Source organism: Curvibacter sp. CHRR-16 (assembly GCF_018474005.1).
Lineage (GTDB): Bacteria > Pseudomonadota > Gammaproteobacteria > Burkholderiales > Burkholderiaceae_C > Allorhodoferax.
The window spans coordinates 136490-160248 of the sequence record NZ_JAHCSH010000003.1 but is presented as its reverse complement, the minus strand read 5'-3'; the positions used below and the strand labels follow the sequence as shown (position 1 = coordinate 160248).

Sequence of the window (23759 nt, the reverse complement as noted above, 5' to 3'; positions counted from 1 at the left end):
GTTGCCATGCAGACTGAAAAAATCGCTTTTCGCATGTTCTTGTTGCCCGGCCATGAAGCCGAATACCAACGCCGCCACGATGCGCTGTGGCCCGAGCTGCGCGACCTGCTGCACAGCGTGGGCATTAGCGACTACAGCATCTATTTGGACAAAACCTCGCTGGTGCTGTTTGCCGTGCTGCGCCGCAGCCGTACGCACCGCATGGACAGTTTGCCCAATCATCCGGTGATGCAGCGCTGGTGGCAGCACATGCAGCCCCTCATGCGCACCAACCCCGATGGCTCACCCGTGGTGGAGCCCTTGGATTGCGTTTTCCACTTGGACTGATGCCCATGAGCCATACGCTGGTGCTGGACGTTGGCAAAACGCACGCCAAGGTCATCCTCATCAACACCAAAGGCGAGGTGCTGTACCGCCAAGTGCAAAAGAACGGCTCGGTGCCCACGCCCGACTATCTGGCGCTCGATACCGCGGGGGTGGAAAACTGGCTGCTGGACCTGCTGCCCCAACTGCCCGGGCGCAGCGACATCCGCAAAATCATCGTCACCACCCACGGGGCGGCCTTTGCCGCCATCCATGGCACGGGTTTGGCCTTGCCCGTCATGGACTACGAGTGGGATGGTTACGGTGCGGTGCGCGAGCAGTTCATCGCCCAGGCGGATGCTTTTGCCGACACGGGATCGCCCGACCTGCCTTTGGGCCTGAACGCGGGTTTGCAGCTGTACTGGTTGCGCCAACAGTTTCCGCAGGCGTGGAAGCAGGTGCAGGCCGTGCTGCCCTATGCCCAGTACTGGGCTTGGTGGTTTTGCGAACAAGCCAGCACCGAAGTGTCGTCCTTGGGCTGCCACACACATCTGTGGCAGCCGATCAAGGGGCAGTTTGCGCGCTGGATGGCGCAGCAGCACATGGACAGCTTGTTCCCCCCGCTGCGCAAAGCGTGGGAGGTGCTGGGGCCTCTGCGCCCCGCACTGGCGCGCAAAACCGGCCTGCCTGCCGACTGCCAGGTCTATGTGGGCGTGCACGACAGCAATGCCTGCCTGGCCCGCCACCTGAAAGTGCAGCCCAACGCCACCGTGGTGTCCACGGGCACATGGTGCATCGTCATGGCCAACCAAGCCTCGGCCGCTGCCGCCATCCAAGGCCTGCACCCCGAGCGTGACCAGTTGGTCAACGTGTCCGTATCGGGCCAGCCCGTGCCCACCAGCCGCTTCATGGCGGGGCGCGAGTTCGCCTACCTGTGTGCAGGGGCTGACCCGTCCTTGGCCACCCCTGCTGCTCTGCGCGAACTGCTGCAACAGGGCTGGTCCGCCGTGCCCGCCTTTGCGGAGTCGGGTGGGCCGTACCGGGGGCAAAAGGGCAGCATCCAGCGCCAAGGCCAGCCCGTGCCCGAGGGCGTGCTGGCCGTGCCCCTGCACCTGCGCCCGGCCTTGGCCTCGTACTACTGCGCGCAGGTCACGTGCGACCTGATACAGGCCGTCAACCACGGTGATTTGGCAGACCGCATGGTCATTGTGGAAGGCCCGTTTGCCGACAACGAGGCCTACGTCAGCAGCCTGCAGCAACTGCTGCCCCAGTGCCGCTTGGTCAAGTCCGCCGACGCCCTAGAAGGCACCGCCCGTGGTGCCTGGATGCTGGCCAACTGGGAGCAACAGCACCCGCAAGCCAATTGGTATGCGGGGTTGCATGGGGGGGCGTAGGGGTGCGCCGATAACACTTGTCATGCGATCAGCACCATCCCTGCTTTCTTGGCTGCACCCACATCAAACGTCATGACTCGCTCGCACCCAGCTGCATTGGCCGTGCGCTCAATCAGGCAATCAGGAAAATCTGCCGTGCTTGCCGAGTACACGCGCAGCGCACGAACCACTTGATCCTTCTTCTCAACGGTTAGTTGTTTGGAGTGGATCAAGGCATCTAACGCTGCAGCGATCTGCTCTCTGGAGAGTTCGTAAGCGCTGGACAGTACCCAGAAAAGCTCTACAACGACCACCAAGGGAACGAAACCCGGTTCGGTCGGGGTCAGGGATTCCAGTAACTTCGTGGCTTTTTTCGACTGCGCAGCATCATCTTGCATGATGTAGCGCACCAAGACATTGGTATCCAATCCAATCATCGTGCGCTGGCCCCCTTGGCGGCAATGGCACGGTTCATGTCTTCAATGGATACGACCTTTGGGGGTGTGCCGAACATGCTATGCAATCGACAGAAAATCGGCCAATAGGGCGTACAGTCACTGCCCATATGTACTGCGGGAGGTGACCATGGGCAAGAACCGTTTAGAGGCTTTCAGCGATGGCGTGTTGGCCATCATCATCACCATCATGGTGTTGGAGCTCAAGGTGCCGCATGGCACGGACTGGGCCACGCTGCAGCCCTTGGTGCCGGTATTTTTGAGCTACGTGCTCAGCTTTGTGTACGTGGGCATTTACTGGAACAACCACCACCATTTGCTGCATGCGGCCAAGCATGTGTCGGCCTCGGTGCTGTGGGCCAATTTGCACCTGCTGTTCTGGCTCTCGCTCTTTCCATGGGCTACTGGGTGGATGGGGGAAAACCACTTCGCTGCTTTGCCTAGCGCCGCCTATGGCTTTGTGCTGCTGATGGCGGCCATTGCTTACTACCTGCTGCAGCGCGCCATTGTGGCTACCGATGGGGAGCATTCGCCGCTGCAGCACGCACTGGGTGCGGACTGGAAAGGCAAGCTCTCGCCCGTGTTGTATCTGGTGGGTATGCTCAGCGCGTTCGAGGTCAACTGGCTCTCGCAAGCCCTCTATGTGCTGGTGGCCTTGTTGTGGCTGGTGCCCGATAAGCGCATCGAGCGGGTGGTGCACCATGCGGATTAGTGGAATCACTATCCGAAACCCATACTATTTCCCATCGAGGCGATGCTGCACATCTATTTACGTCATTCCGACTCGGCCATGCACTAGGCCCTGACCGATACACCGCTGTACCGAGAGTTTGCCCACTAGGGTGCGGTCTTACGCTGCGAGCGCACCATCCTGCGATTTCGCCACCTCCTTGAAGAAGATGACCTAGGCCAATAGATGTTGGCCACTGTCAACGCCAAACATAGTGAGTGCGGCCTGATGCTAAAGACCAGAACGGTGATGTATCCCACCTTGATTGCCGCTTGCAGCTCTACCAAGAAGGGCCGCCAGTATTAGCTGATGATGCTTGCGCAGTCGAACTTGTGAATGGCGTGCCGAAAACAGGTCAAGTGAGCATGAAATCAGTCGCTAATTCAGCGCTAGTTTCGCAATGTGAACAATTGCGCATCAACTCGCGCTGTTGTGGGGGTATGCAGACCTTGCTAGATTAAAGCAAGTGGATTTGAGCGCTAGTTATATAGATTTTGACATCGCTAGTCGATTTCTAAAAATGTCAATTTTTAATTGAATAATATTGAGAAGAAAGCTTTCCAAGATAATTGTGAAAATCACGATGGGGTAATTGTTTTCTAAAGGAATGTCAAGCACAAAGAAGGTGGAAATTACAAGCCAGTGAGAAATATAGACAGGATATGAAAGTTCGCCTAAAGCCCTGTCAAATTTATATAGTTTGGTGGCGTGAAATAAAAACGGTAGTGTTGTCAATGTTATTGCGTAGTATAGCCAATAAGCTGACTCCCCTATGGTTAATAATGCAAATTTAATGGTTAGTGTCAATACAATTGGTATTGCTCCGATTGCCAAAAAAATAAAATTCGCATGCGCCGTTTTCTTAATTGTGATGCCGAAGTGTGTTGAGAGCTTCTGGGATAGTGCGCCAGCAATAAATAAACTCAATTCTAGTGGTAAGGCGCGAAATGTCCAAGGGTCTTGGTTGAATCCATATTTCCAAAGTATCAGACGCAAAGTCAAGGATGTAATCGCTAGCCCGATTAATAGGCGAGTTCTTTTCAATATAAATGGAGCAATTAAATAAAACATTAGCTCAAGGCTTAAGCTCCAAGCTTGCGGTATGAAAAAATACTCAAATATGTATGGCCTTGGATAAGCGAATTGTTGATTGAGAAACTCTAGTGAGCCATCATCCAAACGACCCAAAAATGGATATATATCCATGCCTAAAATTGTTAGCTGTGGTAGATGAACGGACGAGCTTAGTGCTCCGTGTACTGGATATGCAAGTAAGGCCATAAGTGCGGAAATATGACCTGAGCTTAAGCCAAACCAGGCAATCAGGATGGAAATAATTAATACTATGTAATAAAGCGGGTAGATGCGTAATGCACGTGAAAGATAGAATGCAGAAATCGGACTTTTGAGGCTTGAATATTTTTCGCTCCAAATCATGGAAATATAGAAGCCTGAAATGATGAAGAACATCTGAACAGCGAATCGAGAATCACCAAAAATTGGGTGAATGAAATGCAAGTGTGCAAAGACAACAGTCATTGCCAATAAAAAGCGTAAGAAGCCCATTTCATTCCTTACTCAATACGAAAGCTGTCGCACGTGCGTGAATATTAATTGTCGCATCCCGGACGGCCATATGATTGGCCGGAATGCGACACCTAGGTATAAGATTATGCGTTCTTTCGGCGTTGTTCATCGCATGTAGTGCATACGCAGAACCAAGTGAAAGAAGCAACGAGAGCACGTAAAAGAGCTTGCCAAGTCTTTTGGGGGCACCACTGCACAGTCGGCATAGTGGTCGGAAGCAGAAGACCTGTATCGCAACTGCTTGCACCTGCCCCCGATTGGATGAGGTGCTAAACACAGTTGCGTAAGTAGCGTAATAGCAAGGCTACCAAAGTTACGCCGAGTGCTTTAGCAGCCGGCGTAAATGTGTAGAAGTGTTCAGCCGCTCACAACTTCGCCAACGACACCTCGGTGGACTTGACCAGCGCGACCACTTCGGAGCCGACTTGCAGTTGCAGGTCGTCCACCGAGCGGGTGGTGATGACCGAGGTGACGATGCCCCAAGGGGTTTCGACGTCTACTTCGGACACGACGTCGCCGCGGATGATTTCGCGCACTTTGCCGCGAAATTGGTTGCGTACGTTGATGGCTTGGATGCTCATGGCTTTTCTCCTTAAATAGCCCAGCGCACACCATGTGCGGGGCGGGGTAACCAGTCGTCTGGCAGATGGCTGTCTGGCCCCGTGCTGTCGGCTGCGGGGTGTTGCAGCACGCGATCGAGCACCTTGCGCTCCAGTGCGGCAAAGGCGGCATCGCGCTGGCGCGGGCGGGGCAGGGGCACGGCGGTATCGAGGGCGATCTGGCCGTCTTCGATCAGGATCACGCGGTCGGCCAGCGCCACGGCTTCTTGCACGTCGTGTGTGACCAAGAGGGCGGTAAAGCCGTGCTGGCGCCACAGTTGCTCGATGAGGGCGTGCATCTCGATGCGGGTGAGCGCATCGAGCGCACCCAGTGGTTCGTCCAGCAGCAGCAAGCGGGGCTGGTGCACCAAGGCGCGGGCCAGTGCCACGCGCTGGCGCTGACCGCCCGAGAGCTTGGCAGGCCAGTCGTGGGCGCGGTCGGCCAAGCCCACTTGCTGCAGCACCTGGGCGGCGCGCTCGCGTTCCGTAGCGGGCAGGCCCAGGGCCACGTTGTCCAGCACACGCTTCCAAGGCAGCAGCCGGGCGTCTTGGAACATGACGCGCGCCAGCCCATGCAGGCCTGTGCCGATGTGCTCGCCCACTTGCAGCGTGCCTTGGCTGGGCGTATCCAGCCCGGCAATGAGGCGCAGTAGCGTACTTTTGCCGCAGCCACTGCGGCCCACGATGGCGACGAACTCGCCGGGGGCGATGTCCAGCGTCACGTCGTTCAGTACGTTGCGCTGGCCAAAGCGTTTGTGCAGGTGGCGTAGGCGCAGCGCTACCCCCCGCGCAGCGGGCAGGTTGGGCGCGTTTGCAGCGGCAGATGGGTTGGTGTTTTTGGTAGTCAAATTGGCCTCTAGAGCTTATGCAGCAAGCTGGGGTAGCTATTAAATTGATAGCAAGCGTGTTTTAGGCATAAGACGGATGCCAGCGCAGCCACAGACGCTCTAGCCAGCGGGCGGCAGCGTCAGCCAGCTTGCCCAGCGCGGCGTAGAGCAAGATGCCCACCAGCACCACATCGGTTTGCAAAAACTCGCGGGCGTTCATGGTCAGGTAGCCAATGCCCGCCTGCGCCGAGATGGTTTCGGCCACGATGAGGATGACCCACATCAGCCCGAGCGAAAACCGCAAGCCCACCAGAATGGACGCCAGCGCACCGGGCAGCACGATCTGGGTGTACAGCTGCCAGCGCGACAGGCCGTAGCTGCGCCCCATCTCGATGAGGGCCGGGTCTACCTGCCGGATGCCATGGAAGGTGTTGAGGTAAATGGGGAAGAACACCGCCACGGCAATGAGGAAGAGCTTGGCCGCCTCGTCGATGCCGAACCACAAAATGACCAGCGGAATGAGGGCCAGCGCCGGGATGTTGCGCACCATTTGCACGGTGGAGTCCAGCAGCGTTTCGGCCCAGCGGGCGGTGCCGGTGAGCAAGCCCGCCAGCAGCCCCAGGCTGCCGCCAATGGCCAAGCCGGTGAGGGCACGCCAAGTGCTCACTTTCACATGCGTCCACAACTCGCCCGACAAGGCCAGCCGCTCAAACGCCAGCGCCACATCCACGGGGGCGGGCAGCACGCGGGTAGAAATAAAGCCCACGCTGCTGGCCAGTTGCCACAGCAGCAGCAAGACGATAGGCACCAGCCACGGCAGGGCAGCACGGCCTAGCCGCTGCAGCCAGCGCAGTGGGGTGGTGGAGGGGGCAGCATGGGTGCTCATGGTGGGGGCTACTCAGGCGGCTTGGCGCACGGCGGGGGTTGCTGTGGCGCTGGCTGTGTCGGTTGGCAAGGTGTTGGCCACCGCTTCGCCCCGGGCTTGCACGGTCTTGGTCGGTAGCTGGTCATCGCCATGGTCTAGCTGCAGCAGCGGGAACACCAACTCGGCAAAACGGTAGGCCTCTTCCAGATGCGGGTAGCCCGAGAGGATGAAGGCATCGGCCCCGGCCTCTTGGTATTCGCGCAGTTTGGCGGCCACTTGCTGGGGGTTGCCCACCACGGCGGTGCCCGCACCGCTGCGCACCAAGCCCACGCCTGCCCACAGGTGGGGGTGGATTTCCAGCTCGGCACGGCTGCGGCCCTTGCCTTGGTGCAGCGCGGCCATGCGCCGCTGGCCTTCGGAATCCATCTTGGCAAAGGTCTGCTGGGCGCGGGCCACGGTGGCGTCGTCCACGCGGCTGATGAGTTGGTCGGCTGCAGCCCAGGCCTCAGCCTCGGTTTCGCGCACGATGACGTGCAGGCGCACGCCAAATTTCACCTGGCGGCCCCGGCTTACTGCGCGCTGGCGCACGTCGTCAAACTTTTGCTTCACGGCCTCGGGCGGTTCGCCCCAAGTCAGGTAGGTCTCCACCTGCTCGGCGGCCAGGTCGTGCGCTTCGGCCGAGGAACCGCCAAACCACACGGGGGGGTGCGGGTTTTGCAGCGGCGGGAAGAGCAGCTTGGCCCCTTGCACGTGCAGGTGCTGGCCGGCAAAGTCGTAGCTCTCGCCTGTGTGGCTGCGGGTCAGGATGTCGCGCCAGATTTGGATGAACTCGCGCGATGCCTCGTAGCGCTGGGCGTGGGTGGTCACCACGCCGTCGCCCGCCAGTTCGGCAGCGTCGCCGCCGGTGACGAGGTTGATGAGCAAGCGGCCATTGGACAACCGATCAAACGTGGCCGCCATGCGCGCGGCCAGCGCGGGCTGGTGCAGACCGGGGCGCACCGCCACCAAAAAGCGCAGGCGCTGGGTGGCACCAATCAGCGCCGAGGTGACCACCCACGGGTCTTCGCACGAGCGCCCGGTGGGCGTGAGCACGCCGTAGTAGCCCAGTTGGTCGGCTGCTTGGGCGATTTGGCGCAGGTAATCCAGCGTCAGGGGGCGGGCGCCTTCGTTGGTGCCCAGGTAGCGGCTGTCGCCGTGGGTAGGGAGGAACCAGAGTACTTTCATGATGGGTGCTTTCTTTACTTTTTCGCTGGGCCATTCCACACGGCATCGGCCACGCGCACGGGTTTGGGGATGACCTTGGCTTGGTAGAACACATCGGCCACGCCTTGCTGCTCGGCAATCACCTCGGGTGTGAGCAGGCGGATGGGAGAGCCGGGACGGCGCTGCACGTAGCGCTCCACCACAGCAGGCTCTAGCCCTAGGTTTTTCGTGATGAGTTGCGTCACTTCTTGGGGCTTGAGCTTGGCTGCCTTGTTGAGCTCGTCCACGATGGCGCTCACGGCGGCGGGGTACTGTTGCACCAGCTTGTTGCTGGCCAAGAAGAAGGAATTGCCGCTGGACAAGCCCTTGCTGGTGGCCAAGACGCGGGCTTTGCCCGTCAGTTCGACCGCTGCGTAGTAGGGATCCCAAATGACCCAGGCGTCCACATTGCCGCCTTCAAATGCAGCGCGGGCGTCCGATGGCGACAGGTACACGGGCTGGATATCGGCCAGCGTGAGCCCGCCTTTGCGCAGCCCTTGGGCGATGAGAAAGTGCGCGCTGCTACCCTTGGTAAAGGCTACGCGCTTGCCCTTGAGGTCAGCCAGTGTGCGGATGCTGGAATCGCTGGGCACTACAACGGCAGAGCCTTCGGGGGCGGGAGCCTCATAGGCCACGTAGACCAAATCTTTGTCGGCCGCTTGGGCAAATACGGGCGGAGCGTCACCCGTGGCACCAATGTCGATGCTGCCCACCGCCAAGGCTTCTAGCAGGGGTGGGCCTGCATTGAACTCTACCCAGCGGATGCTGCTGCCCTTGAGGCGCTGGGCCAGCTTGCCACTGTCTTTGAGCACCACCAGCGCCAGCGAGCCTTTTTGGTAGCCAATGCGCAGCTCGGTGGGGCTGGCATCCTTGCCCGTGCTGTGGGCGTGGGTGGGGGGGTGCAGGCCCCACAGGGCTGCGGTGGTAGCCAAAATGCTTAGGCGGCCAAGCCATAGGCGGAGGGTGTTTGGTGGCCGTGGGGTTTTGTTGGGTGCGAAGCGAGGCATGTGGATTCCTTGGAGTGGTTAAACGCTGTAGTGCACGTCGGCAAAAGCCACGGGCTTGAAGCGCGATGCGGCGCGCAGGCCGGGTTGCAGGGTTTCGGTGAGCAGGGTGTCCACGGCTTCGTCCAAGCGGCGGCGGATATCGGCGCTGATGTGGTAGCCGTTCTCTTCCAGTGCTACCTGCGAGTCGCTGGCGTAAATGCCGGGCAATATGTGGCGCGCCGCCAGCGACTGCAGCACGGGGCGCAGCGCATAGTCCAGCGCCAGCATGTGGTGGGGGCTGCCGCCCGTGGCCAAGGGCAACACCACTTTGTTTTTCAGTCCGTCTTGCGGCAGCAAGTCCAAAAAGGCCTTGAGCACGCCGCTGTACGCTGCCTTGTAGACCGGGGTGGCCACCACCACCACGTCCGCTTGGGCCACTTCGCCCAATGCACGGCTGATGCTGGGGTGACCAAAGTCGGCCAGCAGCAGCGCTTGGGGTGAGAGGTCGCGGATGCGCAGCCTATCGACCTGCACACCGCGGGTTTGCAGGGCTTGGCCTGCGGCCTCCAGCAAAGCGGCGGTGCGCGAACGTTCCGAAGGGCTTCCCGCTATGAGCAGAACGGACATGGTCTTCTCCCGCAGTGGCTTATTTCTTGGTGTAGATCTGGTCGAAGCTGCCGCCATCGGCAAAATGCTCTTTGTCGGCCTTGTCCCAGCCACCAAAGGCTTCGTCGATGGTGAAGAGCTTGAGGGGAGCGAACTGTTTCTCGTACTTGGCTTTGGCCTTGGCGGACGCTGCTGGGCGATAGAAGTTCTTGCCAGCAATGTCTTGCCCTTCTTCGCTGTACAAGTACTGCAAGTAGGCTTCGGCAACTGCACGGGTGCCCTTCTTGTCCACCACTTTGTCCACTACGGCTACGGTGGGCTCAGCCAAGATGGACAGGGCTGGCGTCACGATGTCGAACTTGGTGCCGAATTCTTTTTCCAGCAAATAGGCTTCGTTTTCCCAAGCGATCAGCACATCGCCTTGGGCGCGTTGGGCAAAGGTGATGGTGGAGCCGCGTGCGCCGGTATCGAGCACGGGCACGTTGTTGTAGAGCTTGGCCACAAACTCTTTGGCCTTGGCATCACCGCCGTATTTGCGTTTGGCAAACTCCCACGCGGCCAGGTAGTTCCAGCGCGCACCTCCGCTGGTTTTGGGGTTGGGGGTGATGACTTTGATGTCTGGGCGGATCAGGTCGTCCCAATCCTTGATCTTTTTGGGGTTGCCTGCGCGCACGGCAAACACGATGGTGGAGGCATAAGGCGCTGCGTTGTGGGGCAGGCGTTTTTGCCAGTCTTTGTTGATCCAGCCGTTGTTCTTGACGATGGCGTCCACATCGCCTGCCAGCGCCAAGGTGACCACATCGGCCTCCAGCCCGTCAATCACGGAGCGGGCTTGTTTGCCCGATCCGCCATGGCTTTGCTTGATGGTGACGTCTTGGCCGGTTTTGGCTTTCCAGTATTTGGCAAAGGCTTGGTTGTACTCCACGTACAGCTCGCGGGTGGGGTCGTAGGAGACATTGAGCAGCTCCACGGCCTTGGGGGTTTGTGCCACGCTGCTGGCACCCACGAAAACCAAGCTGCTCAGTGCCAAAACTTGGCCCACGCGCTGGGCAAACTGGCGGCGTGTAGTGGTGGTGGAAGAACAATCAGACATACCAAACTCCATGGAATGCACTTGCTGGGCAAGCGCTGTTGTGACGATGGAGTGGATTCTGAAAACCTGTCGTTAAAACAGGAACGAATGTTTTGTAGTTTCTAAATTACAAAAACAGATAATGATGCCGATCCAAGGTGTTGGATGCAAAAAAAGGGCCGCTCGACGCATGTCTTGCGGCCCGAAGCACCTGGAACCGGTGGTTTACAGATCAGCCAAATACAGGGCAGGCATGCCCTGCGCATCGGTGGTGAACAGCACTTGGCGCTGATCGGGGGTGAAGGAGGGGTGGGGATGGGTGACTTGGCGGTTGCCCAAGTACACGTCCCAAGAGGTGTCGTGTCGCGCGATGCGGCGCGTGGTGCCAGCAGTCAAGTCAAACAGGTGCAGGTAGGGGTCTTGGCCCGATCCATCGCCCACGATCAGGCTGCCGTCGTAGTTGCTCATGAGGTGCGAGCAGGGAGGCATGTTGGTCAACTTGGTCGATTGCAGGGTGACGGGGTCGAGCGACCAGATGGCGCGCTCGGTTTTTCCTGCAAAGAAAGACACATAGACCATGGCCGAACCATTGGGCACCCAAAATTCATGGGTACAGCTCTCGCCCGGTTCGTGCACCTTGCCGCAACGCAGGTTGCTGCCGTCTTGGTCCACGAACCACATGCGGGCATCGATGAGGTTGTGCGAGCCTTCGTGGCAAAAGGCTACGGTATTGTCGTCAAACGGACGGTACTGGGGATGGCCGAGCCAGAGCTTTTCTTCGCGGATCACATGGCGTTGGCCAGTGGCCAGATCGACGCTGAACAAGCGGCAGCGTGGTTTGGCATGGAACATCTCGGCGAACTTTTCCCAGCTGGTCAACGGGAACCAGTCCTGCCCCCAAATTTCGATGCCGACGATCTTGGTGCACGCGCTGTTGGCAACCCATGTGCCGTAGGCCACCCATTCATCGGGGGTGGTGTAGAGCACCTCTTCGTGCAGGGTCGCCAGTTCTAGGCGCACCAGCGTGCGCTCGGCGCGCACAAAGTACAGGTATTGGTCGTCAGGGGAGAGGAAGCCACCGAAGGTGTTTTCGCCTTCCTGATCGGTCAACTGGGTGGCCTGTTGCGAGGCCAAGTCCAGCAGGTGGTAGTTCCAGTCGGTCCCAAAATGCGCACCAAAGATCACTTTGCTGCCGTCTTGGGTGAAACACTTTTGGTAGAAGTAGTTGCGGTGGCAGGCTACATCGAGCGGGGTGAGGCGGGTCACCCGTGCTCCTGTGTCGGGGTCTGCAGTCGATACAAATTGGAACTGGCGAACCGTGCCTTTGCTGGTTCCTGTCGTCATGTGCAAACCCCTGGCGTGGCTTTGTGCTTACTTGATCTTGTTCAGCAGGGCGTTGCCTTCTTCCACCAAGCGCTTGGCGGCTTCTTGCTCTGTTGCCTTGCCGTACGCGACGGTTTCGAACACTTCACGCACGAACTTTTGGAAGCGGGCGTTTTCGAACAAAGGCGAAGGCAGTTCAATCTTGCCTGCGTCCTTGAGCTTCTTGATTTGCAGGTAAGCCTTCAGCTCAGCGCCTTGCAAAGCACCTGTGCGCACCATGTTGCGGAACTGGCTGTCTGCAGTGGGCACACCACGGGTCATGCCCACGATGGCTGCAGCGTCAGGGTCGGTCATCAGGTAGTTCAGGAACTTGGCTGCGATTTCAGGGTTTTTGCTGCGCTTGCTGACGGCGAACATCATGGATGGACGGCCGAACATGCCGCTGCTCTTGGCGCCAGGCAAGGTCAGGAAGTCACCCACATCCAGCTTTTGGCTCTTGTCCAAAGTGCTGGCGCGCAAGCCGATGGTGCTGTCCCAGGTGTAGTTACCCGCCCAGTTGCCAACCACCCAGTCTTGCTGCTGCTCGGTGGGCTTCTCAGCACCACCCAAGGAGGCGCGCACAGGCAGTGGCACGGCGACGTTGTTGGCGACCAGCTTTTTGTAGGTTTGTACCCACTCCAGTGCTGCGGCTTCGCTCATAGCCACCTTGGGCTGGCTGGGGCTCACGTAGGGTGTGCCGTGTTTTTGCTGGATATAGGTTTGCGACAGCAAGATCATGTCGTAGAGCTCGCCGTCAATGGCGAAGGCCTTGTCACCAAGCTTTTGCTTGATGACGGGGCCAGCGGCAAACAGCTCGTCCCAAGTGGCAGGCATCTTCAGGCCTGCACGACCGTAAGCGGCCATGTTCCAGAGCATGACGCGCGCGGTATAGGACACGGGCAATGCGTTGAGCTTGCCGTTGACGATGCCGGTCTTGAGGTCAGACTCGGCGAATTGGTTCAGGGCCAGAACAGCTTTGCTCTTGTTCAGGTCGTAGAAGCCATCGCCAGTTTTGGAGAAGGTGGAGAGCCATGCCCAGTTGATTTGCATGATGTCAGGCTCTGTGCCACCTGCGTACTGGGTGGACAGACGTTCCTGGTAACCAGCAAAGCCCATGTATTCGCCTTTGATTTTGATGCCAGGGTTTTTGGCTTCAAAAGCCGCGATGGCTTTGAGAGTGGCGTCGTGGCGTGCACCACCGCCCCACCAAGAAAAGCGCAATGTCACGTCTTCAGCGGCTGCGCTAAAGCTCATGCACAAGGCAGCAGCAGCAGCGGCTGTGGTCAGCAGGGAACGTCGTTTCATGGTTGTCTCCTTGTTAAAACGAAGGTTGTTTGGGTTTACAGGAAGAGGTTGATGCCAGTGTCGGTGTCAAAAGCGTGGCAAGAGCCCAATTGCAGACCAAAGGTGTGGGTGTCACCACGGGTTTTGCTCGCCAAGTCTTTGAGTTGGTCCGATGGGATGCGGGCGGTCATGGGCACATCACCCAAGGAGAAGTGCACATACACCTCGCTGCCCATGTGCTCCATGAAGCGCAGGGTGCCTTCCACTTTGTGGACTGGGGTTTCGGTGTAGCCACCCGCAGTAATGTGCTCGGGGCGCAGACCGAACTTGACGGTTTTGTGTCCTTGAATGCGGGCTACGTGTTTCTCCGGCACGGGCAGTACGGTGTTGCCGAGCACGAATTGGGTACCGTTGCCGTCGATGGTGGCGGGGCGGATATTCATTTCGGGCGAGCCGATGAAACCGGCCACAAACACGTTGGCGGGGCGGTCGTACAAAGCGGTGGGGGTATCCACTTGCTGGATTTCACCGTCTTTGAGTACGCAAATGCGCTCGCCCATGGTCATGGCTTCCACTTGGTCGTGGGTCACGTAGATCACGGTAGAAGGCTGGCCGCGTTCGCGCAAAGTGCGGTGCAGTTCGGTCAAACGCACGCGCATGGAGGCGCGCAGCTTGGCGTCCAAGTTGGACAAGGGTTCGTCGAACAAGAACACTTCGGGGTGCTTTACGATGGCACGGCCCACCGCCACACGTTGGGCTTGGCCACCGGAAAGCTGCTTGGGATAGCGGTCGAGCAGGTGTTCCATTTCGAGCAGGCGCGCCGCTTCGCGCACACGGGTGTCGATTTCGCTCTTGCTCACGCCAGCCAGCTTGAGGCCGAAGGCCAAGTTCTCGTACACCTTCATGTGGGGGTAGAGCGCGTAGTTCTGGAACACCATGGCAATGCCGCGTTGTTTGGCGGGGAGGTTGTTCACCACTTTGCCGCCAATGAGCAGTTCACCACCGGTGATGCTTTCCAGGCCAGCGATCATGCGCAGGATGGTACTTTTGGCGCATCCGGATGGGCCAACGAACACCATGAATTCGCCATCGCGAATTTCCAAGTCCACTCCGTGCACAGCTTTGAAGCCGTTGGGGTAGGTTTTTTCGAGTTTCTTTAATTGCAATTGCGCCACAGCACGCTCCTAAATTTATCCCTTGATACCGCTGCTGGCGGCACCTTCAATGAAATGACGTTGGGCCAAGAAGAAGATCACCACAGAGGGGATCAAGGCCACGACGGAAATAGCGATCACGCTGGCCCATTCCACTTCTTCAGTGGCACCGATGCTCATCTTGAGCGCCAGCGATACGGGGTATTTTTCTACGGTTGAGAGGTAAATCAGCGGCCCCATGAAGTCGTTCATGGTCCAGATGAACTGGAACACGATCACGGAAATGATGGCCGGCTTGAGGATGGGCACCAAGATGTACCAGAGCAATTGCAGTGCATTGCAGCCGTCAATTTGCGCCGCCTCTTCCATGTCGCGGGGAATGCCGCGCAGGAATTGCACCAGCATGAACACAAAGAAGGTGTCAGTTGCGAATGCAGACGGCACGATCAGGGGCAGGTAGGTGTCGATCCAACCAAATTCCTTGAACATCAGGTACTGGGGCAAGCGCAAGATGATCAGGGGCAACATCATGGTGCCGACCATCACGCTGAAGAGAAACTTCTTGCCCCAGAACTCAAAGCGGGCAAAAGCGTAGGCTACGAGCACGCAGGAGATGACCGTCACGATCACTTTGGGAACGATGATCGCAAACGAATTCAGGAAGTAAGTGGCAAAGGTGTATTCGGTGCTGGTTTTCCAGCCTTTGGCATAGGCGGCAAAGTCAAACTTGCTGGGCCAAAAGCCAATTTCAGTGAACACCTCGGCATTGGTTTTGAACGACGCACCAATCAGCCAGATCATGGGGTAGAGCATGATCAAGCCGACAAACACCAACAGGGTGTAGCGCACCACGGCACTGATACGGGCGCGGCGCACTTCACGTGCTGCATAGTTGTCCGATGCAGCCGATTGCTCCAACGTAGTGGATTGAGACATTACTTGTGCTCCTTTTCGCCGGAGTAAAAGACCCAGTATTTCGAGGTGAAGAAGGAAATGGCACTCAAGCTAGCAACCAAGGCGAACAAGACCCATGACAAAGCACTGCCGTAACCCAAGTTGAAGTACTTGAAGCTCATGTCGTAGATGTAGAGCGACAACACATAGGTGGCATGCAAGGGACCGCCTTCGGTGATCATGTAGGGGCCGTTGAACTCTTGGAACGCGTGCACCATTTGCATGATCAGGTTGAAGAAGATCACAGGGGTGATCAGCGGCACCGTGATCTTGAAGAATTGCTGCCACTTGCTGGCTCCATCAATTTCAGCGGCTTCGTACAGTGAAGTGGGCACGTTTTGCAGAGCGGCCAAGAAGATCACCATGGCCGAGCCAAACTGCCATGTGAACAACAACACTACGGTGAACAAAGAGTAATGTTCATCTGCCAGCCAAGCGATAGGCGCAATGCCGAACTTGCCCAACACGATGTTGACCAACCCGTTGGTCGAGAAGATGAAGCGCCACATGATGGCCGCTGCAATCGATCCGCCCAAAATGGATGGCAAGTAGTACGCAGAGCGGAAGAAGTTGATGCCACGCAGTTTGAAGTTGAGCACGTGGGCCATGAACAGCGCAAAACCCACCCGCAACGGTACGGCCATGGCTGCAAAGAGCAGGGTCACGCCCAGTGACTTTTTGAACAGCGGGTCGTGCGCGAACAACTCTTTGTAGTTATCCAGACCGATGTACTCGGGTGGATTGATAAAGTCGTACTGCGTAAAGCTGAGCGCAAAGCTCATGAAGAAGGGGAAGAGCTTGAAGCCCAACACCCCCAGCACGAACGGCAGCACGAACAAGAAACCTAACTTCTTGTTTTCATACATAGGAAGAATCTCCGTTTATTGCTCGGCATAACCTATTAATAGGTTTCGACTGTGTGCGCGGCAATGTAGTCGAAGTTGATGTCTTCACCCAAGCCTGGTTTTGGCGACACGTGAACGAAACCGTCTTTGTCCATAGGGTCGGGCAAGCTGTTCAGATAGGCTGGCACTTCGTCGTAATCGAGGAAGGGGTGCAGCAGGCCGCGTTCGTACCATGCGCAGTTCTTGATGGCAGCGCAGACGGCCAAGTTGGCAGCACCGTTGCCGTGCACTTCGCAGTTCATGCCAAAAGCGTCAGCCATGCCAGCGACCTTCAAGGTGGGGGTGATGCCGCCCACGCCAGGCACGCCTGCACGGGTGATGGTGGCAGCGCCGGACTTGATCCACTCGGCACGGGTGTGGTGTTTGCCACCCATGTACTCTGGGCCCAAGATTGGGATGGACAGTTGCTGTGTCAGCCAGACGTAGGAGGACATGCTTTGCTCGTCCATCATTTCTTCGAACCAAGCAAAGTTCAGTTGTTCCAGAGCACGGCCAATCTTCAGGGCATCGGTGCGGCTGTACCAGTGGTAGCCGTCCAGCATCAGGGCGATGTTGGGGCCAACAGCTTCGCGCACGGCGGCGCAAGCCTTGATGTCCATGTCCACGCTGGGAGCGAAGGACACAGGGGGCATCCAGGTGTGCAACTTGATGGCTTTGTAACCGCGTGCCACCAGTTTTTCAGCGAAAGCCGCATATTCCTCGGGGGTGGACAGGCCGCCTTGCAGTTCGTCACCGCACATGGTGCTGCCGTAGGCGGGCACTTTGTCGCGGTAGCCGCCGATCAATTTGTAAACGGGTTGACCCAGTTTGCGGCCAGCCAAGTCCCACAGGGCTTGGTCGGCAACGGCCATGGCGCGGTCAGTCAACTGACCTGCGCTGCCGCGTTGCCAGTGGGCCAAATCTTGCCAAATTTGTTCGCGCATGAAGGGATCAGCACCCACCATCACCTTGCGGAAAAAAGAATCCACCACGTACTTGCGCACCACTTCGGTGGGGCCGAATGCATAACCTTCAGTGCCGTCGTCGCAAGTGACGGTCAACATGGCCATCTTGGCATCTTTCTCGGGGCCCGGGTGCGAGTGACCAGCTGCATCCACAGAGCGTTTGCTGGGATATGTGAATACGGTGCCGGTGAGTTTTTCGATTTTCATGGGTTGCAGATCCTAGAAACTAAGGGGAGTTGGCCGGGACTATACAAACAGACGTCAGACGTCTGGCATGGGATAAACCCTATGGTGCTGAATTACAAATTCATGAATGAAAACCGCGATCGCACTTCTAGAATCTGCTTCCTATGACCCCAAACACTGTAAGTACTATGACGCGCAGTAGAACCCAGCCCCAGCGCGTGGTAGACAGTTTGCAAACCCGCATCTTGGATGGTTTGTTCAGACCAGGTGACAAACTACCTCCTGAGCCGGATTTGATGCGCGAGTTCGGCGTCAGTCGCACGGTGGTGCGCGAAGCGATTTCGAGCTTACAAGCCAGTGGCATGGTGAAAACGCGGCATGGAGTGGGCACTTTTGTGCAGGAGCGACCCGCCGTGAGCCTGCTGCCAGTGCAACCCGTGTTGCATGCCAAGCAGCGTTTGGCGATGCTGGAGTTGCGCATCAGTTTGGAGTCGGAAGCGGCTTACTTGGCCGCCCAGCGCCGCTCACAAGCCCACGTCGAGGTCATGCGGCAATCACTGGACGACTACCACTACCACTGGAAAAGTGGTCAACGCACAGCCGAAGACGACTACCGATTCCACATGGAAGTTGCCAATGCCACCGATAACCAATACTTCGTGGAGGTATTGGCAACCTTGGGAAAAGCCACCATGCAGCACCATGAAGATGGTGCGGCATCTGCTGCAGGCGGTGGGCATTTCGGCGATCCCTTGCCCATACTGTCCGATAGCAAACAAATAGCCATGCGTGAGCACGAAGCTATATATGAAGCCATTGCCCGCCAAGACGCGGCATCGGCCAAAGCAGCCATGCTGATGCACTTGAGTAATAGCCGGGAGCGCTTGCGTCGTAAATTGAGTCTGGTGACCTAAGTGGCAAGGCGCACGCTTGCTTGTGTGTCGTCTGATGACTTGCTATGGCGCCATCCACTGGGTGTTTGACCTGTCCATCGCACCACGGCGCGGTGTAGGCTACTAGCATCGTGAAAACCGAATTGGCCAGCCAGCGTGGACAGCGAAAGCCTTGTAGTTCGCAATGCTGCGAGTGTGCTCTGGCTTAGGACGCTGTCCACAACACCTCGGTATGACTGGCCTGTCTGGGCCAAACGGCGGCGCATCATGCGTTCTGTCATCCCTAGCGCATGCGCCGCAGCGGCCCGCGAGGGCGGTGGGGCACCATTTCCTAGTTGCGATGCCAGCCATGCGCGCAGTCTGCTGCCTGTATCCTGGCGCGTTTCGGTACCGATGGCTTGCAACTTGGCTTGTGCGTAGCCTGCATGCAACTGCGCCAGTTGGGCATCAGCCTGCGGTAGCGGCGCATCCAGCAGTGCGTTGGGTACTAGCAGTCCATTGAACCCTTGCTCAAACTCAACACCGCATCCCAACGCCATTCGGTAGTCGGCGGAAGACGTTTGAGCAGGGTGGCTGAATTGGGCTTGCAGCGGTGCCCACTGGCTTTGCAGCAGCCATGTGGCAAAACGCACAACGGCGGCCAGCACGGCCTCAATCTGGTGCGGACTGAAGACCAAATCCCCTTGTTGGGGGTGGTAGATGAGCCAAACGGCATCGCCTGTTGGCAGTAGCTGAAAGCGCCCGCCATCGCTGATGAGCTGCTGAAAACGTTGCACTTGTCCCAGCGCATCGCGCAGCGTGGCAGAAGATTGCAACAAAAAACCCACCACATTGAAACTGGCGGGCCCTACCAGCATGCCTGCACGCAGGCCGAAACCAGTATCCCCAGTTAGTTGTGCGGCACTGCGCCACAGGCGTGTGACATCGTCAATGGGCCAGCGCTCCACGTCCAACACGCTGTCAGGTACACCGGCGTGCTGTAGCAGCGTTTCTCGCTTGCATCTTTGTTGTTCAGCCGCTTGCAGCAAAGTCAAACCCCAACTGCGTGATGCCGTCAACGGCGCGGTGGAAGTGGCTGGTAGGGACTGCAAAGCCATGAATAGGGTCTATAAAGTCAATGATGGCTGGATGTTAGCGCGCTAATGTCGGCCCCACTATTCCTACAAACGAGGAGACAAGATATGGCGCACCCTGCAGCGGATGTGTTGGTCATTGGTGGTGGACTGGCCGGCTTGGTCACGACGCTGGAGTGCCTACGGGCAGGCCGCAGTGTGACCCTGCTAGACCGCGATACACCCGAGCGCTTGGGGGGCTTGGCCCGCTGGGCATTTGGGGGGATGTGCTTGGTCGATACCCCGCTACAACGCCGCAAACGCATACCCGATAGCCCCGAGTTGGCGTTGCGCGATTGGGTGCGTTTTGGTGAGTTGGCACCTGACGATTTATGGCCACTGCGTTGGGCTGAGCACTATGTGGAGCGCAGCACACCCGATGTTTACGAGTACCTGCAAGCCTTGGGCGTGGGCTTTATGCCTGCTGTCAATTGGGTGGAGCGTGGACTGCAGGGCCAAGGCAATAGCGTGCCACGCTACCACGTGGTCTGGGGCACTTCGCTGCACCTCACTCAGGCGGTGATAGCCGCAGTGCAGCGCGTGGCCCAGCAGCATCCGGGCCGATTGGCGCTGCTACACCGCCAGCGCGTGACCGATCTGATCGTGCATGACGGACGTGTGCGTGGTGCTGTGGCGGTGCATGAAGAGACGGGCGCTCAGCAAAGTTTTGAGGCGGGGCAGGTGGTGGTCGCCACGGGCGGACTCAACGGCAGCTTGGAGCAAGTGCGTCGCCATTGGCCTGCTGACAAGAGCCAACCAGCACAGATGCTCAATGGCGCGCATCCCTATGCCGATGGAGTCGTGCACGCAGCGGTGCAGGCGTACGGTGGGCGGATTCACCATGCAGGGGACATGTGGAATTACGCAGCCGGTGTGCCCCACCCGCAACCGCATTTCCAAGGGCATGGTCTGTCCCTTATTCCTTGCAAATCGGCTCTGTGGTTAGACCATGCCGGACGCCGCTTAGGGCCGCAGCCCCTGGTTACGGGGTTTGATACCCATGATCTGTGCCAACAGGTTGCCCAAGCGCCGCGTGGCTACACATGGCACTTACTCAACTGGCGCATCGCCGCCAAAGAGTTGGCCATCTCTGGGGCTGAGCACAACCCGCATATTCGAGATCGCCGCTGGCTACCCTTTCTCAAAGAATTGCTGCTAGGAAACCACCGCTTGGTACGGCAAATGTTGCAGGAAAGCCCCCATTTTGTGGCGGCTGACAGCATTGTTGGCTTGGCCCAGCACATGAATGCACTGGCTGGCAACCGCGATATAGACCCTGCGACATTGCAAGCCACGGTGGACAACTATGACCGCCAGTTCAGCCAAGGCGTGGCACTGACCAACGATGACCAAGTGCGTCGCATCATGCATGCTAGGCAGTGGGGCCCAGACCGATTGCGTACCTGTGCACCCGCGCCGCTCAGTTTGAAAGGCTCAGGCCCCTACATTGCTATCCAAGTGCGCCTCATCACCCGCAAAAGTCTGGGTGGTCTGCAGACGGATTTGCGCAGCCGCGTGCTCAACGACCAAGGCCAAGCCCTGCCGGGCTTGTATGCCGTGGGTGAGGCAGCAGGCTTTGGTGGCGGTGGAGCCAGTGGCAAGCGTTCGCTGGAGGGAGCCTTCCTGCCCGGTTGCATACTCACTGCGCAAGCAGCAGCCCGCGACATTGCATAAATCCAATTCCTACAGACAACGAGGAGATTTCCCATGAATGGTGCCCAAGCCCTGTTGCAAACCTTGGTGGATGCCGGGGTAGATACCTGCTTTACCAACCCCGGTACGTCCGAAATGCATTTTGTGGCAGCCCTAGACCACACGCCACAGATGCGCGCGGTGCTGACCCTGTTTGAAGGGGTCGCAACGGGTGCAGCCGATGGCTATGCACGCATGGCCGATAAACCGGCCGCCACCTTGTTGCATTTGGGCTGTGGTTTGGGCAATGGGCTGGCCAATTTGCACAACGCCCGCAAGGCCCGTGTGCCGGTGCTCAATATCGTGGGAGACCACGCAGTGCACCACATGCAATATGACGCGCAACTGCAGTCGGACATCGAAACCGTGGCACGCAATGTGTCCCCCGGTTTTGTGCGCACCTCCACCAGCACGGCGCAATTGGCCCATGACGCACTCGATGCCTTGCAGGCCAGCATGGGGGCCAGTCCGAGTGCGGGCCAAGTGGCAACCCTGATACTGCCTGCTGATGTGTCTTGGAGTGAGGGAGGTGTGCCCGCCAAACGCGCTGCCCCAGCGCCTGCGCCAGCAGCCGATGGGGGGCATATCCAAACCATCGCCCAAGCGCTGCTGGGGCCCGGGCGCAAAGCGTTGCTTCTGGGGGGCAAAGCCTTGCGCGAGCCTGCTTTGTTGGCGGCTGCGGCGATTGCTGCGCAGACGGGTGCCAAACTCTATGCGGAGGTATTTCCTACGCGCATGCAGCGGGGCGCTGGTTTGCCGCACGTGGAACGCATCGCTTACTTGGCCGAGCTGGCCTCTGTGCAGTTGGCGGGGCTGGATCACTTGGTGCTGGTCGATGCCAAGGCACCCGTATCGTTTTTTGCTTACCCGGGTAAAAAAAGCTACCTCGTACCCGAGGGGTGTGCCGTCCATGCCCTGAGTACGCCACAACACGATGTGCTGGCCAGTCTGCAGCGTTTGGTACAGGCGGCTGGCGCTGATCAGGCCCAACCAGTGCTGCAGCAAGCCCAGCGACCAGAGCGCCCTGGCGGCAAATTCACGGCTGACAAGGTGTGCAAAGCGTTGGGGCATTTGCTGCCCGAGAACGCCATCGTCGTAGACGAAGCGCAGACCTCGGGCCTTATGTTGCCGCGCTTTACGGCAGGTGCCCCGCGCCATGACCTGCTGACGCTCACGGGCGGTGCCATTGGGCAAGGTCTGCCTTGCGCAGTCGGAGCGGCCATGGCTGCTCCGCATAGGCAGGTCATAAGCCTGAGTGGCGATGGCTCGGCCATGTACACCATACAAGCCTTGTGGACCATGGCGCGTGAGCGGCTCAATGTCATCAACATCATCTTCAACAACCGCTCCTACGCTATTTTGAATTTGGAGTTGCAACGCGTAGGTGCCGAGCAATCAACGGCTGCAGGCACGGACAAAGCCCGTGCCCAGCTCGATCTGTCCACCCCGCCTTTGGACTTTGTGCAACTGGGGCACAGCATGGGGGTGCCTTCTCGCCGGGCAACGACGACAGAGGAGTTTTTGCACGCCTTGGAATATGCGTTGCGTACACCGGGCCCGCACCTCATCGAAGCCATCGTTCCACAATCGGTGACGGGGCTCAAGTTGCGTGTGTTGCCGCATTTGCTGCAGTCGCTGCACAGCCTGCCCCAGCCCGTGGCACGCGCACTCAAGAAAGTGATCGCGCCCTGAACAATTCATCCCGTGCGCTGGCCGTGATGGCGGCCACACACGGGTGGGTAATACGGCGCTCTACCGTGATGGCGAAGAACTCTTCGGTTAATTCATCGCTGCGACCAATGACTTCCACGCCAAATTGCTCCATGATGTCGGGTTCCATCACCCGGGGAGCCATGAACACCCCGCGCCCTTGGCGTGCAAAAGCCGTCATCAGCGCGCTGTCGTCGAATTCGCCCACGGTCAGTGGCTGAATTTGGTACTTGCTTAACCATCCTTCCCATTGCTGGCGTACCGAGGCTTGTGCGCCTTGCAGTAACACGGGGGCATTGTCCAAGCAAGCCGGAAATGCGCCCTGAAGCGTGCTTTTGAGCGCGGGGGTGCAAAAAAAGCTCATCGCCGTTTGTCCCAATGGGTGGTTGAATGCCTTCACGCTCAGGCGCTTGGACATAGGTTCGTCGGCTAACACCATGTCCAACTGGTTGAGTGCCAGGCGCGCGAGCAGGTCGGTAAATTTGCCTTCATGGCAAATCAATCGAACCTGGTGCTGTGTGTGCAGAGCAGGCTCCAACAAGCGGTAGGCCAAAGACTTGACCACCGAATCGGCCACACCAACGCGAAAGTCCAATGTGCGCTCTGTTCCGCGTGGTTGGCGGATGGCATTTTCCAAGTCAGCGCCGAGTTGAAAAATTTGCTCGGCATAGCCCAAGGCCAGGCGCCCGTCCTCAGTCAGCTCCAGATTGCGCCCGCTTTTCTGAAACAGCTTGCGTCCTAGCCAGTCCTCCAGCAGCTTGATTTGCCCTGACAGCGTTTGCGGCGTGGTGTGTAGCTGCTCGCCTGCTTTCACCACCCCCCCCGCTTTCGCTGCCATCCAGAAGTAATGCAGGTGTTTGAAATTCATATGCTTCGAAAAAACCGAAATAAAAAACTCAAAAAAACGAATTTACGCGA

Annotated in this window: 23 protein-coding genes and 1 pseudogene; 7 read left to right on the top strand and 17 right to left on the bottom strand. The window is 58.3% G+C overall.

The genetic code is table 11. The features are described 5' to 3' along the window. Positions 1 to 6: 6 nt before the first annotated feature. Positions 7 to 327: an L-rhamnose mutarotase gene (gene rhaM, locus KIK84_RS07630; RefSeq protein WP_214122473.1), complete on the top strand. Its 321-nt coding sequence runs from the start codon at positions 7 to 9 to the stop codon at positions 325 to 327. Positions 328 to 332: 5 nt separating this feature from the next. Then, positions 333 to 1697, top strand: a complete 1365-nt coding sequence (locus KIK84_RS07625) for an FGGY-family carbohydrate kinase (protein ID WP_214122472.1) — start codon at positions 333 to 335, stop codon at positions 1695 to 1697. Positions 1698 to 1717: 20 nt separating this feature from the next. Here KIK84_RS07625 and KIK84_RS07620 read toward each other — a convergent pair whose 3' ends face one another. Continuing rightward, positions 1718 to 2113, bottom strand: coding sequence for a type II toxin-antitoxin system VapC family toxin (locus KIK84_RS07620; protein ID WP_214122471.1), 396 nt, complete (start codon positions 2111 to 2113; stop codon positions 1718 to 1720). A gap of 148 nt (positions 2114 to 2261) precedes the next feature. On the opposite strand from KIK84_RS07620, the gene KIK84_RS07615 reads away from it, so the two are divergent. Both KIK84_RS07615 and KIK84_RS16985 read left to right on the top strand, forming a co-directional pair. Next, positions 2262 to 2843 (top strand): TMEM175 family protein, encoded by a 582-nt coding sequence (locus tag KIK84_RS07615; RefSeq protein WP_214122470.1) that lies wholly within the window; start codon positions 2262 to 2264, stop codon positions 2841 to 2843. Between the two features lie 147 nt (positions 2844 to 2990). After that, positions 2991 to 3149: pseudogene (locus KIK84_RS16985) on the top strand (IS5/IS1182 family transposase); the annotation flags it as partial. Positions 3150 to 3344: 195 nt separating this feature from the next. Here KIK84_RS16985 and KIK84_RS07610 read toward each other — a convergent pair. The 14 genes from KIK84_RS07610 to KIK84_RS07545 all read right to left on the bottom strand — a co-directional run bounded on the left by KIK84_RS07610 (position 3345) and on the right by KIK84_RS07545 (position 17455). Next, entirely contained in the window at positions 3345 to 4427 is a 1083-nt protein-coding gene (locus KIK84_RS07610) for an acyltransferase family protein (protein ID WP_214122469.1), read from the bottom strand. A gap of 386 nt (positions 4428 to 4813) precedes the next feature. Further along, on the bottom strand, positions 4814 to 5029 hold the full coding sequence (locus tag KIK84_RS07605; RefSeq protein ID WP_214122468.1) for a TOBE domain-containing protein: 216 nt from the start codon (positions 5027 to 5029) through the stop codon (positions 4814 to 4816). Between the two features lie 11 nt (positions 5030 to 5040). After that, entirely contained in the window at positions 5041 to 5895 is an 855-nt protein-coding gene (locus tag KIK84_RS07600; RefSeq protein WP_214122467.1) for an ATP-binding cassette domain-containing protein, read from the bottom strand. 61 nt (positions 5896 to 5956) lie between these two features. Further along, positions 5957 to 6760 (bottom strand): aliphatic sulfonate ABC transporter permease SsuC, encoded by an 804-nt coding sequence (gene ssuC, locus KIK84_RS07595; protein WP_214122466.1) that lies wholly within the window; start codon positions 6758 to 6760, stop codon positions 5957 to 5959. 12 nt (positions 6761 to 6772) lie between these two features. Further along, entirely contained in the window at positions 6773 to 7963 is a 1191-nt protein-coding gene (gene ssuD / locus KIK84_RS07590; protein ID WP_214122465.1) for an FMNH2-dependent alkanesulfonate monooxygenase, read from the bottom strand. Between the two features lie 14 nt (positions 7964 to 7977). Next, positions 7978 to 8913, bottom strand: a complete 936-nt coding sequence (locus KIK84_RS07585) for a sulfonate ABC transporter substrate-binding protein (protein ID WP_214122464.1) — start codon at positions 8911 to 8913, stop codon at positions 7978 to 7980. 93 nt (positions 8914 to 9006) lie between these two features. Further along, positions 9007 to 9594 carry an NADPH-dependent FMN reductase gene (gene ssuE / locus KIK84_RS07580; RefSeq protein WP_214122463.1) on the bottom strand — a complete coding sequence of 196 codons (588 nt, stop codon included), beginning with the start codon at positions 9592 to 9594 and terminating at the stop codon, positions 9007 to 9009. Positions 9595 to 9613: 19 nt separating this feature from the next. Further along, a complete protein-coding gene (locus KIK84_RS07575; RefSeq protein WP_214122462.1) occupies positions 9614 to 10666 on the bottom strand; it encodes a sulfate ABC transporter substrate-binding protein in 1053 nt (350 codons plus the stop codon). 204 nt (positions 10667 to 10870) lie between these two features. Further along, entirely contained in the window at positions 10871 to 11989 is a 1119-nt protein-coding gene (locus tag KIK84_RS07570; RefSeq protein WP_214122461.1) for an oligogalacturonate lyase family protein, read from the bottom strand. Positions 11990 to 12016: 27 nt separating this feature from the next. After that, positions 12017 to 13312 (bottom strand): ABC transporter substrate-binding protein, encoded by a 1296-nt coding sequence (locus tag KIK84_RS07565; RefSeq protein ID WP_214122460.1) that lies wholly within the window; start codon positions 13310 to 13312, stop codon positions 12017 to 12019. A 35-nt stretch (positions 13313 to 13347) separates the two neighbouring features. Continuing rightward, a complete protein-coding gene (locus KIK84_RS07560; RefSeq protein WP_214122459.1) occupies positions 13348 to 14466 on the bottom strand; it encodes an ABC transporter ATP-binding protein in 1119 nt (372 codons plus the stop codon). Positions 14467 to 14481: 15 nt separating this feature from the next. Then, the gene (locus KIK84_RS07555; RefSeq protein WP_214122458.1) at positions 14482 to 15381 is read right to left on the bottom strand and encodes a carbohydrate ABC transporter permease; all 900 of its coding nucleotides are present in this window, start codon (positions 15379 to 15381) and stop codon (positions 14482 to 14484) included. Next, positions 15381 to 16265: a carbohydrate ABC transporter permease gene (locus KIK84_RS07550; RefSeq protein ID WP_214122457.1), complete on the bottom strand. Its 885-nt coding sequence runs from the start codon at positions 16263 to 16265 to the stop codon at positions 15381 to 15383. The genes KIK84_RS07555 and KIK84_RS07550 overlap by 1 nt, the downstream gene beginning before the upstream one ends. A 35-nt stretch (positions 16266 to 16300) precedes the next feature. Beyond that, the gene (locus KIK84_RS07545; RefSeq protein ID WP_214122456.1) at positions 16301 to 17455 is read right to left on the bottom strand and encodes a mandelate racemase family protein; all 1155 of its coding nucleotides are present in this window, start codon (positions 17453 to 17455) and stop codon (positions 16301 to 16303) included. Between the two features lie 167 nt (positions 17456 to 17622). Between KIK84_RS07545 and KIK84_RS07540 the strand changes: the two genes are divergently transcribed. After that, positions 17623 to 18348: a FadR/GntR family transcriptional regulator gene (locus KIK84_RS07540; protein ID WP_250207848.1), complete on the top strand. Its 726-nt coding sequence runs from the start codon at positions 17623 to 17625 to the stop codon at positions 18346 to 18348. Here the strand turns inward: KIK84_RS07540 and KIK84_RS07535 are convergent. Further along, positions 18345 to 19424 (bottom strand): AraC family transcriptional regulator, encoded by a 1080-nt coding sequence (locus KIK84_RS07535; RefSeq protein ID WP_214122454.1) that lies wholly within the window; start codon positions 19422 to 19424, stop codon positions 18345 to 18347. The two genes, KIK84_RS07540 and KIK84_RS07535, sit on opposite strands and share 4 nt — an antisense overlap. Positions 19425 to 19508: 84 nt before the next feature. Here KIK84_RS07535 and KIK84_RS07530 point away from each other — a divergent pair, with 84 nt between their 5' ends. Both KIK84_RS07530 and KIK84_RS07525 read left to right on the top strand, forming a co-directional pair. Beyond that, positions 19509 to 21113, top strand: a complete 1605-nt coding sequence (locus KIK84_RS07530; protein ID WP_214122453.1) for an FAD-dependent oxidoreductase — start codon at positions 19509 to 19511, stop codon at positions 21111 to 21113. 33 nt (positions 21114 to 21146) lie between these two features. After that, complete coding sequence (locus tag KIK84_RS07525; RefSeq protein WP_214122452.1) at positions 21147 to 22823, top strand: acetolactate synthase large subunit; 1677 nt, start codon at positions 21147 to 21149, stop codon at positions 22821 to 22823. On the opposite strand, the gene nhaR is transcribed toward KIK84_RS07525, so the two are convergent. After that, positions 22801 to 23709: a transcriptional activator NhaR gene (gene nhaR, locus KIK84_RS07520; RefSeq protein ID WP_214122451.1), complete on the bottom strand. Its 909-nt coding sequence runs from the start codon at positions 23707 to 23709 to the stop codon at positions 22801 to 22803. The genes KIK84_RS07525 and nhaR overlap by 23 nt on opposite strands. Between the last annotated feature and the right edge of the window lie 50 nt (positions 23710 to 23759).

What these genes read in the sequence shown, in the direction of transcription:
- rhaM (WP_214122473.1), top strand. Translation starts at nt 7, where the DNA reads ATGCAGACTGAAAAAATCGCTTTTCGCATGTTCTTGTTGCCCGGCCAT.
- KIK84_RS07530 (WP_214122453.1), top strand. Translation starts at nt 19,509, where the DNA reads ATGGCGCACCCTGCAGCGGATGTGTTGGTCATTGGTGGTGGACTGGCC.
- KIK84_RS07565 (WP_214122460.1), bottom strand. Translation starts at nt 13,312, where the DNA reads ATGAAACGACGTTCCCTGCTGACCACAGCCGCTGCTGCTGCTGCCTTG.
- KIK84_RS07555 (WP_214122458.1), bottom strand. Translation starts at nt 15,381, where the DNA reads ATGTCTCAATCCACTACGTTGGAGCAATCGGCTGCATCGGACAACTAT.
- ssuC (WP_214122466.1), bottom strand. Translation starts at nt 6,760, where the DNA reads ATGAGCACCCATGCTGCCCCCTCCACCACCCCACTGCGCTGGCTGCAG.
- nhaR (WP_214122451.1), bottom strand. Translation starts at nt 23,709, where the DNA reads ATGAATTTCAAACACCTGCATTACTTCTGGATGGCAGCGAAAGCGGGG.
- KIK84_RS07535 (WP_214122454.1), bottom strand. Translation starts at nt 19,424, where the DNA reads ATGGCTTTGCAGTCCCTACCAGCCACTTCCACCGCGCCGTTGACGGCA.
- KIK84_RS07525 (WP_214122452.1), top strand. Translation starts at nt 21,147, where the DNA reads ATGAATGGTGCCCAAGCCCTGTTGCAAACCTTGGTGGATGCCGGGGTA.
- KIK84_RS07575 (WP_214122462.1), bottom strand. Translation starts at nt 10,666, where the DNA reads ATGTCTGATTGTTCTTCCACCACCACTACACGCCGCCAGTTTGCCCAG.
- KIK84_RS07615 (WP_214122470.1), top strand. Translation starts at nt 2,262, where the DNA reads ATGGGCAAGAACCGTTTAGAGGCTTTCAGCGATGGCGTGTTGGCCATC.
- KIK84_RS07625 (WP_214122472.1), top strand. Translation starts at nt 333, where the DNA reads ATGAGCCATACGCTGGTGCTGGACGTTGGCAAAACGCACGCCAAGGTC.
- ssuE (WP_214122463.1), bottom strand. Translation starts at nt 9,594, where the DNA reads ATGTCCGTTCTGCTCATAGCGGGAAGCCCTTCGGAACGTTCGCGCACC.
- KIK84_RS07545 (WP_214122456.1), bottom strand. Translation starts at nt 17,455, where the DNA reads ATGAAAATCGAAAAACTCACCGGCACCGTATTCACATATCCCAGCAAA.
- KIK84_RS07550 (WP_214122457.1), bottom strand. Translation starts at nt 16,265, where the DNA reads ATGTATGAAAACAAGAAGTTAGGTTTCTTGTTCGTGCTGCCGTTCGTG.
- KIK84_RS07570 (WP_214122461.1), bottom strand. Translation starts at nt 11,989, where the DNA reads ATGACGACAGGAACCAGCAAAGGCACGGTTCGCCAGTTCCAATTTGTA.
- ssuD (WP_214122465.1), bottom strand. Translation starts at nt 7,963, where the DNA reads ATGAAAGTACTCTGGTTCCTCCCTACCCACGGCGACAGCCGCTACCTG.
- KIK84_RS07610 (WP_214122469.1), bottom strand. Translation starts at nt 4,427, where the DNA reads ATGGGCTTCTTACGCTTTTTATTGGCAATGACTGTTGTCTTTGCACAC.
- KIK84_RS07620 (WP_214122471.1), bottom strand. Translation starts at nt 2,113, where the DNA reads ATGATTGGATTGGATACCAATGTCTTGGTGCGCTACATCATGCAAGAT.
- KIK84_RS07605 (WP_214122468.1), bottom strand. Translation starts at nt 5,029, where the DNA reads ATGAGCATCCAAGCCATCAACGTACGCAACCAATTTCGCGGCAAAGTG.
- KIK84_RS07540 (WP_250207848.1), top strand. Translation starts at nt 17,623, where the DNA reads ATGACGCGCAGTAGAACCCAGCCCCAGCGCGTGGTAGACAGTTTGCAA.